Source organism: Pseudoalteromonas sp. Ld20 (genome assembly GCF_045064175.1).
In the GTDB taxonomy this organism is placed as follows: domain Bacteria; phylum Pseudomonadota; class Gammaproteobacteria; order Enterobacterales; family Alteromonadaceae; genus Pseudoalteromonas; species Pseudoalteromonas neustonica.
This window is the reverse complement of record NZ_JBISHB010000038.1, coordinates 110,131-129,287: the sequence shown is the minus strand read 5'-3', so window position 1 is coordinate 129,287 and position 19,157 is coordinate 110,131. Positions and strand designations below refer to the sequence as shown.

The window sequence follows — 19,157 nt, the reverse complement described above, 5'->3', positions numbered from 1 at the left end:
GTAAACCATGATTGAAGCGGATCGCTTAATAGATGCCACCGAACAAAGTAATGAAGATGTTGTTGATCGTGCAATTAGACCAAAACTTTTAGCCGACTACACAGGTCAGCCACATGTTAAGCAGCAAATGGAAATTTTTATTGAAGCTGCACGAAGCCGAGGTGAAGCCCTTGATCATTTATTAATATTTGGCCCGCCGGGGTTAGGTAAAACAACATTAGCCAATATTGTTGCCAACGAGCTAGGTGTAAGTATTAAAACAACCTCAGGGCCTGTACTTGAAAAAGCTGGCGATTTAGCGGCATTGCTTACAAACCTTGAAGAGGGGGATGTTCTGTTTATTGATGAAATTCATCGCCTCAGTCCACAAGTTGAAGAGATCCTCTATCCAGCGATGGAAGATTACCAGTTAGATTTAATGATAGGTGAAGGCCCAGCTGCTCGCTCAATAAAGCTTGATTTACCTGCATTTACTTTGATAGGCGCTACAACTCGTGCGGGATCGTTAACATCACCGCTGAGAGATCGTTTTGGTATAGTACAGCGTTTAGAGTTTTATTCAGTGGCTGACTTGTCGACGATTGTGGGGCGCTCTGCGCATTATTTAAATTTAGAAATGTGCGATGATGGTGCAATCGAAATAGCTAAACGTTCACGGGGTACTCCGCGAATAGCTAATCGTCTGTTGCGACGAGTGCGTGATTACACGCAAGTTAAATCAGACGGTACAGTTAATGCCGAGGTTGCAGAGCTCGCGCTTAATATGATTGACGTAGATAAAAGCGGCTTCGATTATATGGATCGTAAATATTTACTCGCGATTATTGAGAAGTTTATGGGCGGGCCAGTTGGTCTGGATAATTTAGCCGCAGCCATTGGTGAAGAAAGAGAAACCATTGAAGATGTAATAGAGCCTTACTTAATTCAACAAGGTTTTATACAACGAACCCCAAGAGGGCGCATTGTGTCAGATAATGCATATCACCATTTTGGCTTACAGCCTAAAAAAGAGTAATATTGGTCAACTTTTGTAGCTTTAGCATGCCTGAAGATACACCATATTCCTACCCGTAATCCCATCTTACATAAAGTAATAAATACTGTGCTCTGATTTGAAGCAGGCATAGTATTTGTTTAATTCCTAATAATAAGTTCACTTACAGTTAAGTTTGCCAGCTATATTGTATACCCTCTGAGAAGTGTGAATATTTGCTGTGGAATACTTTAATATCCATATAATTCAAACAAGTAATTATATTCAGTGCATTAAAATTTAGTTACTAGAATGATAATGATAAGGGTAAGGTATTAAGAGTGATTTTATTGCGGGCAAAAAAAAGCCCGCAATAAATGCGGGCAAACAACAAGTTGAAGGAAGTAATCCAGGGAGTAGTTTAAATTCATCAAGTTTTATCAAAATGACTTTAAACTGAGCAATACGAAAAATCAGAATCATATTGCAAAGAACTGGGTGTAATGAAATATTCATTGCAGCGCTAGCTCGGTATGGGAGAATAATAGCGGCTTTATTATTTTTGTTCAAACTAGAAAAATTTAATTTTCAGATTAATAAAACTAATGATTGATTTTTGTTTTTGCATGAAAAGTGGTCGATACTAGTGTTGTTTATTTTTTAAGTGTATGAATTAAATGTTTTTTAATTTTAATTTGAATTAACTTTACATTAGTTTAACTATCCTGCTTCATGTTTTTAAATTGGTTTTGGGTGGTTATTCTTTTATAGTGAATAAAACGTGTGTTTTATGATGTTTTTTATAATAAATACGCAGCAATATATATCATTATGTACTTACTTTTAATTTAATAGAATATTTGATTCATTTGAGGTAAAAACGATCAGTTTGTCTTTTAACGTTTTTTGTTGCTAATTCACAGCAATAGCGTTGTCAGTACCGAATTGAATGGATACACTAGTTGCAACTTTTGGCCATGTTTTTGGTCATACACTGGCGTATAATAAAATGTTTATTTATACAAGAAACCTTAAGTAGGAGTTTAAAGTGGGATCAGGACTTAATTTTTTAGATTTAATTCTAGAAGCAAGTTTTCTTGTGCAATTGGTTATGTTGGCATTAGTGGCTATGTCAGTTATGTCGTGGGCTGTTATTTTCCAGCGCAAAAAAGCTATTTCAGATGCGCTATCAAATGCTAAGCGCTTTGAACAAAAATTTTGGTCAGGTATAGATTTAAGTAAGCTCTATAATGAAATCACATCACGTAGTGGTAACTCTACAGGCGTAGAGGCATTATTTATTGCTGGTTTTAAAGAGTTTGCACGCCATAAAAAAACCACATTCGAAAGTGCAAGCATTGTTATGGAAGGCACACATCGTTCTATGCGCGTTGCTTTATCACGAGAAATAGAAAAACTTGAATCAAGCTTATCATTTTTAGCAACTGTCGGTTCTATCAGCCCGTATATCGGCTTATTTGGAACTGTATGGGGAATAATGAATGCCTTTATTGCATTGGGTGAAGTTAAACAAGCTACGTTACAGATGGTTGCTCCTGGTATTGCAGAAGCATTGATTGCAACTGCTATGGGTTTATTTGCAGCAATCCCTGCCGTTATCGCTTATAACCGTTTTGCAAATAAAGTTGAAAAGCTTGAATCTAATTACATTAATTTTATGGAAGAGTTTGCGAATATTTTACACCGTCAAGCAGCTACACAAATAGAGGCAAAAGCGAATGTACCAACGTAAAAAGCGTCGTCCTGTTGCAGAGATAAACGTGGTCCCATACATTGATGTTATGTTAGTGTTGTTGATCATCTTTATGGCAACAGCACCTTTGATTACACACGGCGTTAAAGTTGATCTTCCTAAAATGGAAGAATCAGATTTAGTTGATACGAAAGATACGCCGCCAATCATTGCCTCGATAGATGCCCAAGGTAAATATTACGTGAGTATTGGCACTAATCCAGAAGAGCCGATGGAGGCACTTGATGTGGCTGCGGTCATCAAATTACAGCTGATGAAAAACCCTGACACGCCAGTGATGATTAAAGGATCAGGCAAAGTGTCATATCAAGAAGTATTACTATTAATGGATTTTTTAAAGAACGCAGGCGTTCCATCGGTTGGTTTAATGACAGAATCATTTGAAGGGACTAAAGGCTAATATGGGTGCTTCAGTAATTAAATCAGTATTATTGCACTTTGCAATAATAGGCGTACTCATAGGCACTGCAAACTTTCATGCGCCAAGTCCCAAAGTAATGGAAGTAACGTTAAACACGTCTATGCCAGAAGCCGAAAACGCTGTTGCAGCTGTGACGGTTGATCAAAAAATGGTTGAACAAAAAATTGCTGAACTAAGGCGTAAAGAAGAGCAGCAAAAGCGAGCCGAAGATAAACGTATCCAAGATCTTGAGCGCAGAGCAACCGATGCACGCAAGCAACGTGAATCTGAAGATCGTCGTATAAAAAAATTAGAGCAAGAGCGAAGAGCAAAAGAGAAAGAAACGGCACAGGCGCAAGCTCAAGCAAAAAAAGCGCGTGAGATAGAGCAAAAAGAACGTGCTAAAGCGCAGCAGGCTGAAAAGCAAAAAGAAGCATCGGAATTAGCTGCACAAGCGGCGGCTGAAAAACGTAAAGCTGAAGAAGATGCATTAAAGAAAGCTGAAGACGATCGTAAACGTGAAGAGTTAGCAGCTAAAAAACGTGCTGAAGCTGCCGAAGAGGCCCGCCAAAAAGCGTTACAAGAGCAAATGTTGCAAGAGCAGCTGGCAACAGAACAAGCTGCTCGTAATAAAGTACGTCAACAGCAGGTTGGCACCGAAGTTGATAAATTTAAAGCGTTAATAATGGCACGTATCCAGCAAAATTTATTAATTGATGAAAAAATGAAAAATCAGCAATGCCGTGTGAATATTCGTTTAGGTTTTAATGGTCTTGTGACTCAAGTCCGCTCTTTAGGCGGGGATAAACTGGTTTGCGAAGCTGCTCTTAGAGCTATTCGTATGGCAGATACGCTTCCTGTATCTAAAGATAAAGATGTTTTTGAGCAATTAAAAAATATTAACTTAACAATTAAGCCACAATTTTAAAGGAATGGTATGTTCACTAAGTTCAAAGCAGTTTGTTTAATTTTAGTTCTGGGCTTTACGAGTGTTGCAAATGGGGCACTTGAAATAGTCATTACAGAAGGAATCGATGGCGCTCGTCCAATTGCTATTGTGCCGTTTAAGTATCAAGGTGTTGGTCCAATCCCACAAAAACTCAGCGAAGTGATTGCCGCAGATTTAATGCGAAGTGGTAAGTTTAAACCGATTAGTACAGAAAATATGCCGCAGTTTCCGAGTAAAGAATCTGATATTGATTACAGTGCGTGGGTTAATAAAGGTGTTGAAGCAGTACTCGTTGGTGAAGTTGCACAACAAACTGATGGTCGTTATTTAGTGAGTTACGAGTTAGTTGATGTGATCCGTGGTCAGATTACTGGCGGTGAAACGCAAATGATGAGTAATGGTAAATTGATTAAAAATCAAGATCATGTTCAAGAAGCGCGCGAAAGTATAATTACTGAAACTGGGTTTAGACGTTACGCTCATCGTATTAGTGATGTTGTTTATGAGAAACTAACGGGCGAACGTGGCGCTTTTTTAACAAAAATAGCGTATGTAATTGTTCGTGATGAAGATCCGAAACCTTATCAGTTAGTAGTGGCTGATTATGATGGTTTTAATGAACAAGTATTATTGCGTTCTAAAGAACCATTAATGTCACCAGCGTGGTCACCAGATGGAACAAAGCTTGCCTATGTAACGTTTGAAAACCGCCAAAGCCAAATATACATGCAAGATTTATACACGGGAAAACGTGAGTTAATTACTAGCCATAAAGGGATTAATGGTGCACCGCAGTTTTCACCTGATGGGAAAAAATTACTTTTAGTACTGTCTAAAGATCGTAACGGTGCAACTGAAGTCTATATGCTGGATTTTGCAACAGGCAAAGAAACACGCCTTACTCGTCATCGCAGTATAGATACTGAACCATCGTGGCATCCTAACGGCCAAGATATTGTGTTTACCTCGGAAAGGGGTGGTAATGCTCAGATTTATAAGTTAAATTTACAAACAGGTAGGTCACAACGAATGACCTTCGATGGTGATATGAACCTAGCGGGCTCAATCACCCCAGATGGCAAAGAATTAGTAATGGTGAACCGTACTAATGGGCAATACCATCTAGCTAAAAAAGAGCTGGCTACTGGCGCGTTTCAAGTTTTAACGCGAACACGCCTTGATGAATCACCGAGCATCGCACCAAATGGCTCTATGATCATCTACAGCACGCTGCATAATAATAAGCAGGTACTTGCGCTCGTATCAATGGACGGTCGCTTTAAAGCACGTTTACCTGTGCTAAACGGACAAGTAAAGGCACCCGCGTGGTCGCCTTATTTACAGTAATATTTGCTGGTTTACTCAAAATAGGAATCTACTCAATGCAACTTAATAAAATACTCAAAGGCCTGCTTATTGCTGTGCCAGTCATGACGCTAGCAGCTTGTAGCTCATCTTCAGATATCGATGAAGGTGCAGCAAATCAATCAAATCAAGCGACAGTTGAACAAAATAACAATAATGATACTGTGGAAGTCACTACACTGACTCCTGAGCAACAAGCGCAAGAGCAACTTCGTGAGAAATACGAAGCACTTCGTCAAGAGCAAGTAATTTACTTTGATTTTGATAAAGCGACGATTGAAGGTCAATACGGCGAGCTATTACGTGCCCATGCTGAGTTTTTAGTAAAAAATCCATCAGTTAAAGTATTAATTGAAGGTCATGCTGATGAACGTGGCACGCCAGAGTACAATATTGCACTAGGTGAAAACCGTGGACAAGCCGTAGAAAAGTACTTACAAAGCTTAGGTGTTTCAGCTAGCCAAATGTCAGTAGTGAGCTATGGTGAAGAAAAACCAATGGTTAAATCACGCACTGAATCAGCTTTCGCTAAAAACCGCCGTGCGGTACTAGTTTACTAAGATTAGAGACATTATGAAGCCGAAAATTATTTTGGCAGCCATGATCTTGAGCGGGAGCACCCAGTTATGGGCTGCTCCCGCTCCTGTTTCAGAAGCTGCAAGTTCACAATCGAGCATAGAAAAACGCCTTGCTGCACTAGAGAACATGATGCAGTCACGAAACTTGCTACAAGTTGAGTTACAGCAACAGCTAAATGTACTTCAAGATGAAGTAAGTCAAGTACGTGGGATAACTGAAGAGCAAAGTTATAAACTTGAAAAAGTATTGCAGCGCCAGCGAGAGCTTTATCAAGAAATAGAGAACCGAGTTAGTCAGGCATACGCACAGCCTAACCAAAGCACTGCTGAAACTTATACCGAACAGGTGCCATCGCAAGCCATTAGCGCAGATTTGTCTGAGAATGAAGCGTATGAGCGTGCAGTGGCGTTAATAATGAAGGATAAGCGTTATGATCAAGCGATCCCTGAGTTTCAAACTTTTTTAAGTACTTACCCAAGTTCAGTCTATGCGTCGAATGCACATTACTGGTTAGGGCAATTACTGACGATAAAAAATGATCCTGTTAAAGCGTCTGAACATTTTAAAGTGGTCGTGAATGAATTTCCAAACTCAAATAAGCGCCCAGATGCAATGTTAAAACTGGGTACTTTGTTAAAAGAGCAAGGATTAGCTGAACAAGCGTTAAAAACCTTTAACGATTTAATCAATCAGTACCCCAGTACAACTGCTGCAAAATTAGCCACTGAACGGCTTGCAAAAATGTAGAATCGCTATGATTAGACTGCTTTTTGTCATAAGCGGTCTAAAATTGGACAGCTAGGCATTAAAACTTAAAAAAAGAGACAATTTCGGTTGCACTCATTTTTTAAATAAGTATTATAAGCGCCCGCAGCAAACGAATGGTTCAACCACTCAAGTTGCGGCAAAAAGAGCGGGTCATTAGCTCAGTTGGTAGAGCAGTTGACTTTTAATCAATTGGTCGATGGTTCAAATCCATCATGACCCACCATTCATTTATTATTAATTGAATGGTCTTTTATCGGCGGATTTACGTATTGATGTTTGGTTGTATTAAGTTGCAACAATAGAGCGGGTCATTAGCTCAGTTGGTAGAGCAGTTGACTTTTAATCAATTGGTCGATGGTTCAAATCCATCATGACCCACCATCTTTTATTCATTATGAATAACAGCATGGCTCATCGGCGGATTTACGCAAGCATTCAGAGCGGGTCATTAGCTCAGTTGGTAGAGCAGTTGACTTTTAATCAATTGGTCGATGGTTCAAATCCATCATGACCCACCATCTTTTATTCATTATGAATAACAGCATGGCTCATCGGCGGATTTACGCAATGTGATTAACAGCAGTAAATGTTAAGTAGGCATATCAGAGCGGGTCATTAGCTCAGTTGGTAGAGCAGTTGACTTTTAATCAATTGGTCGATGGTTCAAATCCATCATGACCCACCATCTTTTATTCATTATGAATAACAGCATGGCTCATCGGCGGATTTACGCAGTGTGATTAACAGCATTAAATGTTAAGTAGGCATATCAGAGCGGGTCATTAGCTCAGTTGGTAGAGCAGTTGACTTTTAATCAATTGGTCGATGGTTCAAATCCATCATGACCCACCATCCTGATATTTTTACTGCGATAAGTTTATTCCCACGCCTCGTTTCAAGATTTTTGTATTTCACACATAAAATGCTTTTCAATCAAAAATTATCTATCTCTTAAATATAAATGCTTTAATCAAATCGGTATTACCGAGCACCACTGTTATTTAGTTTTATATTCTCGTATAATTCACTCTATAAATGCACTGTAGATTAAGTGGTCGAGAAATGAGTTTAGCTCAAACTATTATGCCTGAAGGTTATATCTTTCCTCCTAAGCCAGCTCCATTGAATAATGAAGAGCAAGCGCAATACAAAGCACGTATCAAACAATTGCTGATTGATAAAAATGCGGTATTGGTTGCCCATTATTATACTGATCCTGAAATTCAAGCCCTTGCTGAAGAAACCGGTGGTTGTGTTGCTGATTCGCTAGAAATGGCGCGTTTTGGCGCCAAGCACGATGCCGACATGATCATTGTAGCGGGCGTGCGCTTTATGGGGGAAACAGCAAAAATACTGACACCTAATAAAACCGTTGTTATGCCAACATTGGCTGCCACATGTTCGCTCGATATTGGTTGCCCAATTGATGAGTTTTCAGCGTTTTGTGATCAGCACCCTGATCGAAAAGTTGTTGTGTATGCAAATACCTCTACTGCTGTTAAAGCACGTGCAGATTGGATTGTTACCTCATCGTGTGCACTTGAGATTGTTGAACACCTTGATGAAATGGGTGAGAAAATCATTTGGGGCCCAGATAAACACCTAGGCGCGTATATTCAAAAGAATACTGGTGCAGATATGATCATGTGGAATGGTGCATGTATTGTTCATGATGAGTTCAAAACCAAAGCACTAAAAGACATGAAAGCGCTTTATCCTGATGCAGGCGTATTAGTTCACCCAGAATCTCCGTCCGAAATTGTAGACCTAGCAGATGCTGTTGGCTCAACGAGTCAGCTGATAAAAGCAGCACAAACAATGGATAATAAAAAGTTCATTGTTGCAACAGACCGCGGTATTTTTTATAAAATGCAGCAGTTATGCCCAGATAAAGAATTTGTAGCCGCACCAACAGCAGGTGAGGGCGCAACCTGTAAAAGTTGTGCACATTGCCCATGGATGGCAATGAACGGCCTTAAAGCGATTGAGGAAGCATTACTAGATGCAACAGGTAAAGAAGTATTTGTAGATATGCAGCTACGTGAGGGCGCACTCAAGTCGCTTAATCGTATGCTCGACTTCTCAGCTTCACTACAACGTTAAGCCAAGTTAAACAGAAAAGGCCGCTGATATCACTATTAGCGGCCTTTTTGTTTGTTTACTAGGCAGTTAAAGCACAAATAAGAAAAACACCTTGCACCACTGGACGCTATTTCATACTATTACGCCGCGTTACCAAATGGTAACCTGCGGAGGGATGGCTGAGTGGCTGAAGGCGCACGCCTGGAAAGTGTGTTTAGGTTTATCCCTAACGAGGGTTCGAATCCCTCTTCCTCCGCCATTATTCAATATTAGGACGCCTCATGGCGTCCTTTTTTGTGCCAGTTTAAATGCTTTCGTGGTAAATATGAGTTACAACTTACTGGCTTTAGGGTCAAGCTAGTGAGTTTAAACACTCATTCGGTGCTAAATTTATCCTGTAGGCTTTAAAAGCGCTTAGGATAAATTTCTACCGTAATTATAGGCTGTAGGAATTTAAAACTAATCAATACAGATAACTTGATTACGTCCAGATTCTTTAGCCTTATAAAGAGCGAGAACGGCTTGCTTAACGAGATCCTTATAGTCGCTTTGGTGCTGATATTCAGACACACCTAAAGAGACTGTTACAGTGAGCGTGTGTGTTTTATGAGTAAGCTTAATATCACTTATTGCCAAACGAAGTTTTTCAGCTAAGTGGCTAGCTTGCTGTTTATTCGTTTCAGGTAAGAATATCAAAAACTCTTCTCCTCCCCAACGAGCTACTTTATCCATACTAGAAAGTGTTTTGAGTGTAATTATTGTGTAAAGGCTTTACGAAGAGGTTTATTGAACTGTCATTAATTGAAAAGCAGTAGTATAAATTAATCGTACAAAGCGGCTTGTTGCCGCTTATGTTTATAACGTTAAGAGATTAATAACGTTTTTTAGGTGCTTTTAGCTGTGAGTCAAACTCATCAGGGAATAAGATGGTGCCGTCATCGTCTTCCGTTGGGAATACGGCAATCAACAAATCATCTTCTTCAAGGCCCGGTGTCCAACGAGTACGCCAATCTTGCAGATTAATAGCTTTAGCTGTACAGTTTTCCCATTCGCCTGTTGCCCAAGCTTCAGCATAAATACGTTCCGGCCAAACTGGTACGCAATCATCGTCTTCATTTGCTAACATTACGCAGCCATCGTCGTCGTTTAAAATCCATATTTGCTTGTATTCTTGAACGGTTTCAAACATAAACGCCAGTCGTTTTTTTGCTCCTAGATTCAGGGTCAACTCGAACTTTTCATTTGCAGCGGCGGTTGCATCATTCATATATAAATTCACTTTTGATTGGCTTGGTTATGTATTAAGTATATTGACTAATATGACAACGTGTCGATCAGTCAACATTTTATTTAATGGCATTGAAAATATCATCTGCAAGTAATGCTAATGCATCGGCATCGCGATTAGTTAAAGCATAAGTTCTTAATCCGTATAAACTCATTGCAAAAAAACGTGCAAGTTGTTGAGCGCTTCGCACATTTTGGATCTCATTTTGACTTTTTGCACGAGAAAATTGCTGGGTAAGGGCATTTTCATAAGCATTTAAATTGGCACTAAGTACCTCATTAATTTGTGCATCTTGACCTTCAACTTCGCTAATGCTTTTAGTGAGCAAGCAAACTTTCATGGCATCGCCAGTGATACATTCGCTGACGATAGAGTCTATATAGCATCTTAAATTGGGTAATACCGGTTGGGTAGGGCAAAAAAGCGCGGTAAATTGTTCGTTACGATCGGTTTGGTATTGTTCAATTGCAGCTAAAAAAATGCCTTTTTTATTACCAAACGCAGCATACAATGAGCCCGGGTGCAGTAATGTTACCTGGGTTAACTTTTGCATACTGGTTTTGGCATAGCCAAATTGCATAAACGCAAGCATGGCTTGACGCAATACAAATTCGCGGTCAAATTCGGCGACTCTCATGGCACTCTCATTTACTATTAATGAGCATAGTTTACTTAATCTTGAACAAATATTCAAAAAAGGGTTGAATATTTATGTGTACGCCCTTATCTTGAATGTACACTCAAGATAAGGATTAACAATAATGACGACTGAATTACTGCTTCCGTTTAAACTAAACAGCACAATAGAATTAAAAAACCGTATATTAATGGCGCCACTAACGCGTTGTATGGCAGATGAAAACTTAGTACCAACTCAAGCTATGGTTGAATATTACGCACGCCGTGCCGAAGCTGGTTTGATTATCAGCGAGGCGACTATTATTCGCCCTGACGCACAAGGCTACCCAAATACACCGGGGTTATTTACAAGTGAACAAATTCAAGGTTGGCAAAAAGTAACTGATGCTGTGCATGCAAATGGCGGTAAAATTTTTGCTCAGCTTTGGCATGTTGGCCGTGTGGCACATCCGCATTTTTTTGATGGAGAAGTGCTAGCCCCATCTGCAATTGGTATTGAAGGGTCTGTACCACGAATGCGTGAACTGACGTATCAAACTCCAAAAGCAGCGACGTCTGAAGATATTCAATCATTGATAGCAGATTATGCAAAGGCCGCTGAAAATGCAGTTGAAGCTGGATTTGACGGTGTAGAGATACATGGTGCGAATGGTTATTTGATTGATCAGTTTTTACATTATGCGGCCAATGAGCGTGAAGACGAATACGGTCAAACACCAGAGAATATGTCGCGTTTTGCGCTTGACGTTGTTGATGCAGTTATAAGTGCTATAGGGACAGATAAAACGGCATTACGTTTATCGCCGGGAGCTTACTTTAATATGAGTGAAGATAATCGCGATAAAGCAGTATTTGATTATTTGTTAGCGCAATTAAACACGCGCCAGTTAGCTTATTTACATGGTGGTATTTTCGACGATAGCATGCGTTTTGCAAGTCTTGAAGATATGACAACATCTGAGTACCTTAGAGCTAATTATAGTGGCACATTGGTTGGTGTTGGTAGCTATAGCTTCGAGAGTGCAAAAGATGCGATTGAAGAAAATAGATTTGATCTCATCGCAATCGGGCGTCCGTTTATAGCTAATCCAGACTACGTCAGTAGAATTTCTCAAGGTAAAGAGTTGGTTGCATATGATGATGCAATGCTAGCAGAACTAATATAAACATTTTGGCGTAACGAAGGTTACGCTACCTTAATACAAAATGATGATTTTACACGTGTGAAATCAATCATTCGCCTTTTTTTTATTAAATACTTTATACTCTCTTTAATAACCAGTTTAGAGAACGTAAATTGTTGGCTATAAAGCACATTAATGGCGTATTTACGCAGTTTGCTCATTCACGCTATATATTATCATTGCGCGAAGCGTTTATTGCGTTGCTCCCATATTTTGTGTGTTCTGCATTAGCCATTTTAGTGCTTAATGTTGCGGTAAATTTTTCGTTCATAACATCAGCCGACTTTATCTACAAGACGGTACAGCAAAGCTCTCTCGTTATTTTAACCTTATTTCCTGTTATGGTTGTTATTTCTGTTGGTTACCATCTTTCTAAAAACCTAGGTAACAGCGCCGTTGTTGGTAGTATATTAGGACTGGTCACATTTTCCATTCATAGTGATTTTTTAATTTTTTCAGATGGTATTTTTACGGTAGATGGTACTGGTGCCTCAGCTTATGCGGTGTTGGTTCCTTCATTAAGCAGTTATTTATTGATGCTAGGGCGTAGGTTTATACCTATGTCATTTTTTGATTTACCACTACTGAGTGAGTTTTTAAAAGAAAAACTGTTACTTATTTTACCTTTTGCATTTGCTTTTTTCGCATTATTTTTGATCCTCCCAATCATAGAAAGCGTTGTGCATTTCGTCGTAGTATATTTAGTCCCAGTGGATAGCCAAAGTAGTGTAGCGTTACAACTATTTAACCGAATGCTTATAATACATGGCTTTTGGTTCTTCGGTGTGCATGGTGACAATGTGTATTCTATGATGTTTGAACAAACATTTATTAGCAAAGATATTTTCCCAGGCTTGTCGGCACAAACCTTTTACGATACTTTTGTGTTGATTGGTGGCACTGGAGGTTTTATAGGATTAATTGTTGCCTCGTTCTTTTTGGCCAAGGGGAGTCATGAAAAGAATATAGCGCGCATATCACTCCCTTTTTCATTGTTTAATTTTTGCGAAATAATTTTATTTGCGCTACCAATTTTTTTAAATCCATTGTTACTGATCCCGTTTATTTTAGTCCCTTGTTTTAACTTTGTGGTTAGCTATGCAATGATTTCAGCGGGCGCGGTGGGTTACCAAGATGTCAGTATTAGCTGGATGACACCCACTATAATCAATGGCAGTATGGTCGGTACAGATCTGGTTGCGCCTATTTTACAAGTATTTTTAATTATCTGTAACGCATGTATTTATTACCCATTTTTACGTTTAAGCAGTGAGCGAAATAACTACCAATTAGCGTTTAATAAATTGAGTAGTAAACTTAATATGAGTGAACGCTTTGCGGCTAAATCTGAGCAACGCTTTATAGAGCAGCAACGCCAAAGTAGTGTTTCTTCTGCGCATTTAACACACGTTTTAAATACCATATCACAGTCACGCTTAGCGCTTTATTATCAGCCTCAAATAGATATACAAACAGGTCATGTAAATGGCTACGAAGGATTATTAAGATTAATAAAAAGAGATGGTTCGATCACCGGGCCTTACTTTCTAGATACGCTAGTCGCACATAAACAAACAGACATAATAGACCGTTGGGTGATTGAGCAAGCCCACCGAGATTTAATGCAATGGAGCAATGTTGGGTTTAAACCAACAATTAGTATTAACGTTAATCCAGACGTATTAACGAATAAATCTATGATCAATAAAATATGTGATTTATTTATCGATTTTCCTGATCAACTAAAAATTGAAATCGTTGAATCTAGCTACTTAACTCAGCAAACACTTGTAACAGAACATATTGAAAAGCTGAGGGAAAATAATATAGAAACGGTACTTGATGATTTTGGTACAGGTTATTCAAGCTTATCTATGCTTGCTAATCTTCCTGTGAAGCATGTAAAACTAGATAGGCAATTTTTATTACAATGTGAGCAACCCGCAGGGCGAGTGTTATATCAACAAGTGACTCAGATATTTGCAAAGCTTGGCTTTTCTGTTGTTGCAGAAGGGATTGAAACAGAAGCTGAGTTAGCGTGGGTTAAAAGTTTAGGGATCGAAACGGCACAAGGGTGGTTATACGCCCCCGCATTACCTAAAAATGAGGCTCAGCATTTTGTGCCAAAGCCGATTGAATAGGGCGTGTTTATTTTTGAAGTAGAATTTCAGCTCTGTGTTTGGTTTTTACTTAAGCAACTTGATTGTAAACTTGACGCAGCGATGCAATCGCTCCTAGATTGAAGCAGTTTTAAGAATTAAAGCTCAAAACGCCCCACCTTCTTTATTTATGCCATAAATAAGACACACTAGTTTCATTTTTTCGTAAGATAAACGCCCCTTTTTTGTCATCAAGCATCGCCATACTGTTCCCGCATACACAATAACAATTGCAAATGGGACAATAATGCGCACTCTTACTAAAAAAACATCTCTTAGCTTGGCACTTGCTTTAGCTTTTTCTTCAATGGGTTATGCAAATGAGGCTGAGATTGAAGAGATCACCGTCGTCGCAAAACCGACCAGTTATGCCAATAATGTAATTGAACCTGCTATGCTAGAGCAGCAAAGCTCAGTATCAAGCGTTTTGTCAGTGATTGATAATTTGCCGGGGATCAGCATTAACGAAGGCGATGCATTCGGTGGTGATGATTGGTCAACCACGATCACAATGCGTGGCTTTAGTATTGACGGCAACCAACAACAATTGGGTATGACGATTGATGGTATTCCAAATGGTGGGTCTAATTATGGTGGTGGTGCAAAAGCGAACCGTTACCTTGATAGCGAAAACTTAGCGACAGTAGAAGTCGGCCAAGGGACGTCAGATATTGCCTCGGCGTCATTAGAAGCGCTAGGCGGTACGTTTAATTTTGTGAGTAAAGATCCAACCCTTGAGCGCAATACGACTTTTTCTTATACGCAAGGAGATCACAATGCGACGCGCTTTTATATAAAGCATGACACAGGGACCTTGTTCGATAATACCCAAGCTTACGCTAGTTATTCACAAACAAATACCAGCCGCTGGATAGGTGATGGCAGCAATGGTGGTAAAGATAACCAGCACGGCGAAATAAAGTTTGTATCAAACTTTTCAGCACTGACAGTGACAGGGCGTTTATCTTACGACGATGTAAGTGAAACAAACTATAACAGTGTGAGTTTAAAGCAATTTGCACAGACACCAGATTGGGATCAATTAACGTGGAATTGGACCGGTGTGCCGCATTTTGATCAAATGTTTGCAGAAGGTTGGGGCACATTACGTGAAAACACTTTAGGGTATGTAAAGTTTGAATATGCCATTTCACCGTCGTCATTACTCACAGTTAGCCCGTATTATCATAAAAACTCGGGACGCGGTGATTGGATCCCGCCTTATTTAACATCCCCTGTTGATACTGATGATAAGCCAACAACACAAGGCGGTAAAAATGCTGGGTCATACGGTTTTGCAGACAGTCAAGGTAACCCACTCACACCTGATGCAAACTGCAAAGAGACGCTAAGCTGGCCATGGGATTCAGGCACGGGTTTAAACCCTGCTTGTTATCCAGATACGGCCACACCTGTCATGTCATATCGACACACTCATTACAATAAAGACCGTTTAGGTCTTACTGCTGATTACAAGTTGACTTTGGGTATGCACGATATTGAAGCCGGTATATGGCTTGAGCAAACTGATCGTGATGAATCGCGTGATTGGCATAAAGTGATTGACGCGCGTATTTATCATCATTTTGATAGCACACCTTATTGGACTCAGTATAAAAATACTTTTGAAACAGATACTTTCAAGTGGTACATCCAAGACGCAATGACGGTGGGTGATTTCACATTTAATATTGGTGCCAAACAATATTTAGTCGAACTGCAGAAGTATGATCATTTTGAAGCAGTACGATCAGATAAAATAAACAGCGATTCAGATGTATTATTTAGTGCCGGCGCATTGTATCAACTAAACAATAGCACAGAGTTATTTGCAAGTTTTAGTGAGAATTTCTCGGCAATTAAAGACGGTGTACTTGAACGTGATGGTTCAACGCTAAATGAAATCAAACCAGAGACGGCCGAGAATATTGATTTTGGTGTGCGTTACAACGCGGATCGCTTAAGTTTAACTGCAACGGCTTATTCAATCGCATTTGATAATCGTATTACTTTTATAGCACCTGGTAGCGGTAGTGATGGCATCGATTACACAGTAGGGACGAATGGCTCATACATTAATGTTGGCGGCATTGACTCACAAGGTGTTGAGTTATCTGCAAGCTATATGCTGACAAATGAGTGGAACATTTATACCTCTTACACTAGTAATAGCTCAGAATACGCATCGCATGATCCAAGTGCTTATGATGCAAACGGGGTGATCCTTAAAGATGAAGATGGTAATGATGTGTCGCCAAGCTTTAAAAAAGGGGACGATGTAATTGATTCGCCAAGTGATATGTTTGTAATCTCTACAGACTACTACAGTGGGGATTTTCGTTTTGGTATATCAGCTAAGTACACGGGTGAACGCTTAGGTGCATTTTTAAATGAGCAAACTCGTGCTCGTAACAACGTTGATGGTTACACAGTACTAGATATCAATGCAGGCTATGCGGCAGACGTTAATGCAGGGCCATTTAAATCGATAGATATTGCTTTTGCTGTGACTAACGTGACTGATAAACAGTATTTATCTGGTGGTACAGGTAATGGCTCTACGTACTTTATTGGCGCACCGCGAACTGCAGCGCTGACATTTACAGCAACATTTTAATACCTAAATTCAAGATAATAAGAAACCCATCAATGATGGGTTTTTCTATAAGGAATAATATGAAACGTATCATATCGCTGTATTTGTTCATTGCATGCGTTGTTGTCAGTAAGGGGATCTACGCCAGTGATAATGTCGTGCTGGTAACGCTTGATGGTGTGCGCTGGCAAGAAGTGTTTAATGGCGCAGATGAAAAGCTCATCAACAATACTGATTTTGTTAAAAACCCAGAGCAATTAAATAAAATGTTTTGGCACAAAGAGCCCCGCATTCGCCAAAAATTGTTAATGCCATTCATTACCCAGCAGGTTGCTAAACAAGGGGTGATCATCGGTGATAGAAATAATGGCTCGAGGATGTCGGTCGCTAACCCATGGTATTTTTCATACCCTGGGTATAACGAAATTCTAACTGGGAGTGTTGACGAAGAGATCAACAGTAACGATAAAGTTGTCAATCCTAATAAAACAATTTTAGAGTTATTACATCACCAACCTAAATATAAAAACAAAACGGCCTTATTTGGTAGCTGGGATGTATTTCCGTTTATTGTCAATGCAAAGCGCAGTGGTGTTTATGTTAATGCTGGGTTTATGCCAATTGACGATGATTTATTTGCTGACGCAGCCCTATTAAATGCGTTACAAAAAGAGATCCCAAGTCCATGGCACAATGTACGATTAGATAGCTTTACGTATCGTTTTGCTAAAGCCTACATGCTGGCTAAAAAACCAAAACTATTGGTGATTAGTTTAGGTGAAACGGATGATTTTGCGCACGATGGTCATTATGATCACTATCTAAAATCTGCAAAGCAAAGTGATGCGTTTATACAGGATTTATGGCAAACCATTCAGTCAACCCCAGGCTATCAAAACAATACAACGCTTATTATTACCACAGATCATGGTCGTGGCAGTAACGCTAATGATTGGCAACATCACAGTTCAAAACAAGCAATGGCGCAATCTGAGCAAGGTAAAAAAGCATTTCCTGAAGGAATTGTTGGTTCAGAACACATTTGGCTTGCAGCCATAGGCCCAGATATTAAACGCCAAGGGTTATTAAAAACCACAACGCAGCTTAAGCAAAAACAAATAGCAGCCACAATTTTAAAAGTGCTTGGCCAAAACCCGTATCGTATAAACCCAACTATGGCAGATGCAATTGATGAGGTATTAAAATGAAGCAACTAGCTAAGGCGGTTGTGTTGCTGAGTGTATTTATGAGTTTTACAGTATTGAGTAATACGGCAAAGCTAGTAATGCAAAACACACCACAAAAAATATTGTTTGGTTCGTGTGGGCATCAAGACAAAGACATTCCTATTTTTGATGCTATTAATAAAGAAGAGGGAGATCTGTTTATTTTTTTAGGTGATAACATTTATGGTGATACTAACGACATGACAGTATTAGCCGATAAATACCAGCGATTAGGCGCAAAATCAGGGTTTAAAACCTTAACAGCTAAAACGCCGATAATAGCCATGTGGGACGATCATGATTACGGGCAAAATGATGCAGGTAAAGAATACCCGCACAAAGAAGCATCTCGTCAAATCATGCTTGATTTTTGGCAAGAGCCAGCAGGTTCAAAACGCCGAACACGCCCTGACGGGATTTATACATCGTATATGTACGGCGCAGGGGATCAAACAATTCAGGTTATAATGCCAGATTTACGTTGGAACCGTGATACGTTAAACCATGTTAGTGAACTTGAATATTACACAAAGCGTAAATTAGCCAATCAAGGACCTTACAGTCCTTCGACAGTTAAAAATGCATCTATGCTTGGCGAAACACAATGGCAATGGCTTGAGAAGGAGCTAATAAAGCCCGCGAAGATAAAAATAATAGCCTCAAGTTTGCAGCTTTTACCTGATTTTACAGGGTGGGAGTCATGGGCTAATTTTCCAAACGACCGCGCGCGTTTATTTACGTTGATTAAAAAGCATAAAGTAAATGGTGTGATCATCATCAGTGGCGACACCCACTGGGGAGAGATATCTCAATATACCGAGCAACTAGATTACCCGTTAACTGAAATGACCAGCTCAGGGTTAACAGAAAAATGGAAAGATGTGAGCCCAAATAAACACCGCGTTGGGGATTATACACACGAAGTAAATTACGGCGATTTAAGTATTGATTGGCTAAAAGCTGATCCCGTTATTTCGCTGAGCTTAAAAGGTATTGAGGGCAAAGTGATAATGCAAAGTCAATTTTCATTGTCGAGTATTAGCCCTTATAAATAAGTAAGTTCGCACAGTGCGACAATGCTCTGTGCGTTTAAATTTAAAGCTAACCACCTGATTTATTAATGCCAATTTGCGACAATGGCTACCCCTGTAATTGAAAATATCTTACACTGTTTT

At 39.5% G+C, this 19,157-nt stretch carries 16 protein-coding genes and 6 tRNA genes; 19 read left to right on the top strand and 3 right to left on the bottom strand.

Translation table 11 applies throughout. The annotated features are described in order from the left end of the window. Nucleotides 1-7 precede the first annotated feature (7 nt). The 14 genes from ruvB (at nt 8) to ACJJVX_RS14220 (ending at nt 9,149) form a co-directional block, all read left to right on the top strand. A complete protein-coding gene (gene ruvB, locus ACJJVX_RS14285; RefSeq protein ID WP_054204787.1) occupies nt 8-1,015 on the top strand; it encodes a Holliday junction branch migration DNA helicase RuvB in 1,008 nt (335 codons plus the stop codon). Nucleotides 1,016-2,021: 1,006 nt separating this feature from the next. Further along, on the top strand, nt 2,022-2,726 hold the full coding sequence (tolQ, locus tag ACJJVX_RS14280) for a protein TolQ (RefSeq protein WP_054204786.1): 705 nt from the start codon (nt 2,022-2,024) through the stop codon (nt 2,724-2,726). Beyond that, on the top strand, nt 2,713-3,147 hold the full coding sequence (tolR, locus tag ACJJVX_RS14275; RefSeq protein WP_405632004.1) for a protein TolR: 435 nt from the start codon (nt 2,713-2,715) through the stop codon (nt 3,145-3,147). The genes tolQ and tolR overlap by 14 nt, the downstream gene beginning before the upstream one ends. A 1-nt stretch (nt 3,148) precedes the next feature. Further along, complete coding sequence (gene tolA, locus ACJJVX_RS14270; protein ID WP_054204784.1) at nt 3,149-4,075, top strand: cell envelope integrity protein TolA; 927 nt, start codon at nt 3,149-3,151, stop codon at nt 4,073-4,075. 9 nt (nt 4,076-4,084) lie between these two features. Further along, nucleotides 4,085-5,443: a Tol-Pal system beta propeller repeat protein TolB gene (tolB, locus tag ACJJVX_RS14265; RefSeq protein WP_054204783.1), complete on the top strand. Its 1,359-nt coding sequence runs from the start codon at nt 4,085-4,087 to the stop codon at nt 5,441-5,443. 35 nt (nt 5,444-5,478) lie between these two features. After that, nucleotides 5,479-6,021 carry a peptidoglycan-associated lipoprotein Pal gene (gene pal / locus ACJJVX_RS14260; RefSeq protein ID WP_054204782.1) on the top strand — a complete coding sequence of 181 codons (543 nt, stop codon included), beginning with the start codon at nt 5,479-5,481 and terminating at the stop codon, nt 6,019-6,021. A gap of 13 nt (nt 6,022-6,034) precedes the next feature. Next, nucleotides 6,035-6,787: a tol-pal system protein YbgF gene (gene ybgF / locus ACJJVX_RS14255; protein WP_054204781.1), complete on the top strand. Its 753-nt coding sequence runs from the start codon at nt 6,035-6,037 to the stop codon at nt 6,785-6,787. Between the two features lie 168 nt (nt 6,788-6,955). Then, nucleotides 6,956-7,031: transfer RNA gene (locus ACJJVX_RS14250), tRNA-Lys, on the top strand. Between the two features lie 82 nt (nt 7,032-7,113). Further along, nucleotides 7,114-7,189, top strand: a tRNA-Lys gene (locus ACJJVX_RS14245). A 61-nt stretch (nt 7,190-7,250) separates the two neighbouring features. Further along, nucleotides 7,251-7,326 (top strand) — tRNA-Lys (locus tag ACJJVX_RS14240). Between the two features lie 91 nt (nt 7,327-7,417). Further along, nucleotides 7,418-7,493, top strand: a tRNA-Lys gene (locus ACJJVX_RS14235). A gap of 91 nt (nt 7,494-7,584) precedes the next feature. Continuing rightward, nucleotides 7,585-7,660: transfer RNA gene (locus ACJJVX_RS14230), tRNA-Lys, on the top strand. A gap of 210 nt (nt 7,661-7,870) precedes the next feature. Further along, nucleotides 7,871-8,911, top strand: coding sequence for a quinolinate synthase NadA (gene nadA, locus ACJJVX_RS14225; RefSeq protein ID WP_054204780.1), 1,041 nt, complete (start codon nt 7,871-7,873; stop codon nt 8,909-8,911). A 148-nt stretch (nt 8,912-9,059) separates the two neighbouring features. Next, nucleotides 9,060-9,149: transfer RNA gene (locus tag ACJJVX_RS14220), tRNA-Ser, on the top strand. Between the two features lie 200 nt (nt 9,150-9,349). Here the strand turns inward: ACJJVX_RS14220 and ACJJVX_RS14215 are convergent. The 3 genes from ACJJVX_RS14215 to ACJJVX_RS14205 form a co-directional block, all read right to left on the bottom strand. Further along, nucleotides 9,350-9,646, bottom strand: coding sequence for a GGDEF domain-containing protein (locus ACJJVX_RS14215; RefSeq protein ID WP_405632067.1), 297 nt, complete (start codon nt 9,644-9,646; stop codon nt 9,350-9,352). 115 nt (nt 9,647-9,761) lie between these two features. Beyond that, nucleotides 9,762-10,157, bottom strand: coding sequence for a DUF2750 domain-containing protein (locus ACJJVX_RS14210; RefSeq protein WP_054204778.1), 396 nt, complete (start codon nt 10,155-10,157; stop codon nt 9,762-9,764). Nucleotides 10,158-10,236: 79 nt separating this feature from the next. Next, nucleotides 10,237-10,815: a TetR/AcrR family transcriptional regulator gene (locus ACJJVX_RS14205; protein ID WP_054204777.1), complete on the bottom strand. Its 579-nt coding sequence runs from the start codon at nt 10,813-10,815 to the stop codon at nt 10,237-10,239. Nucleotides 10,816-10,939: 124 nt separating this feature from the next. On the opposite strand from ACJJVX_RS14205, the gene ACJJVX_RS14200 reads away from it, so the two are divergent. The 5 genes from ACJJVX_RS14200 (at nt 10,940) to ACJJVX_RS14180 (ending at nt 19,037) form a co-directional block, all read left to right on the top strand. Further along, nucleotides 10,940-11,983, top strand: a complete 1,044-nt coding sequence (locus ACJJVX_RS14200) for an alkene reductase (RefSeq protein WP_170173951.1) — start codon at nt 10,940-10,942, stop codon at nt 11,981-11,983. 131 nt (nt 11,984-12,114) lie between these two features. Continuing rightward, nucleotides 12,115-14,142: an EAL domain-containing protein gene (locus ACJJVX_RS14195; RefSeq protein ID WP_054453107.1), complete on the top strand. Its 2,028-nt coding sequence runs from the start codon at nt 12,115-12,117 to the stop codon at nt 14,140-14,142. Between the two features lie 265 nt (nt 14,143-14,407). Then, a complete protein-coding gene (locus ACJJVX_RS14190) occupies nt 14,408-16,777 on the top strand; it encodes a TonB-dependent receptor domain-containing protein (RefSeq protein ID WP_405631998.1) in 2,370 nt (789 codons plus the stop codon). A gap of 59 nt (nt 16,778-16,836) precedes the next feature. Then, nucleotides 16,837-17,964, top strand: coding sequence for an alkaline phosphatase family protein (locus ACJJVX_RS14185; protein ID WP_099458963.1), 1,128 nt, complete (start codon nt 16,837-16,839; stop codon nt 17,962-17,964). Nucleotides 17,965-18,002: 38 nt separating this feature from the next. Then, the gene (locus ACJJVX_RS14180; RefSeq protein WP_405632065.1) at nt 18,003-19,037 is read left to right on the top strand and encodes an alkaline phosphatase D family protein; all 1,035 of its coding nucleotides are present in this window, start codon (nt 18,003-18,005) and stop codon (nt 19,035-19,037) included. Nucleotides 19,038-19,157: the final 120 nt, after the last annotated feature.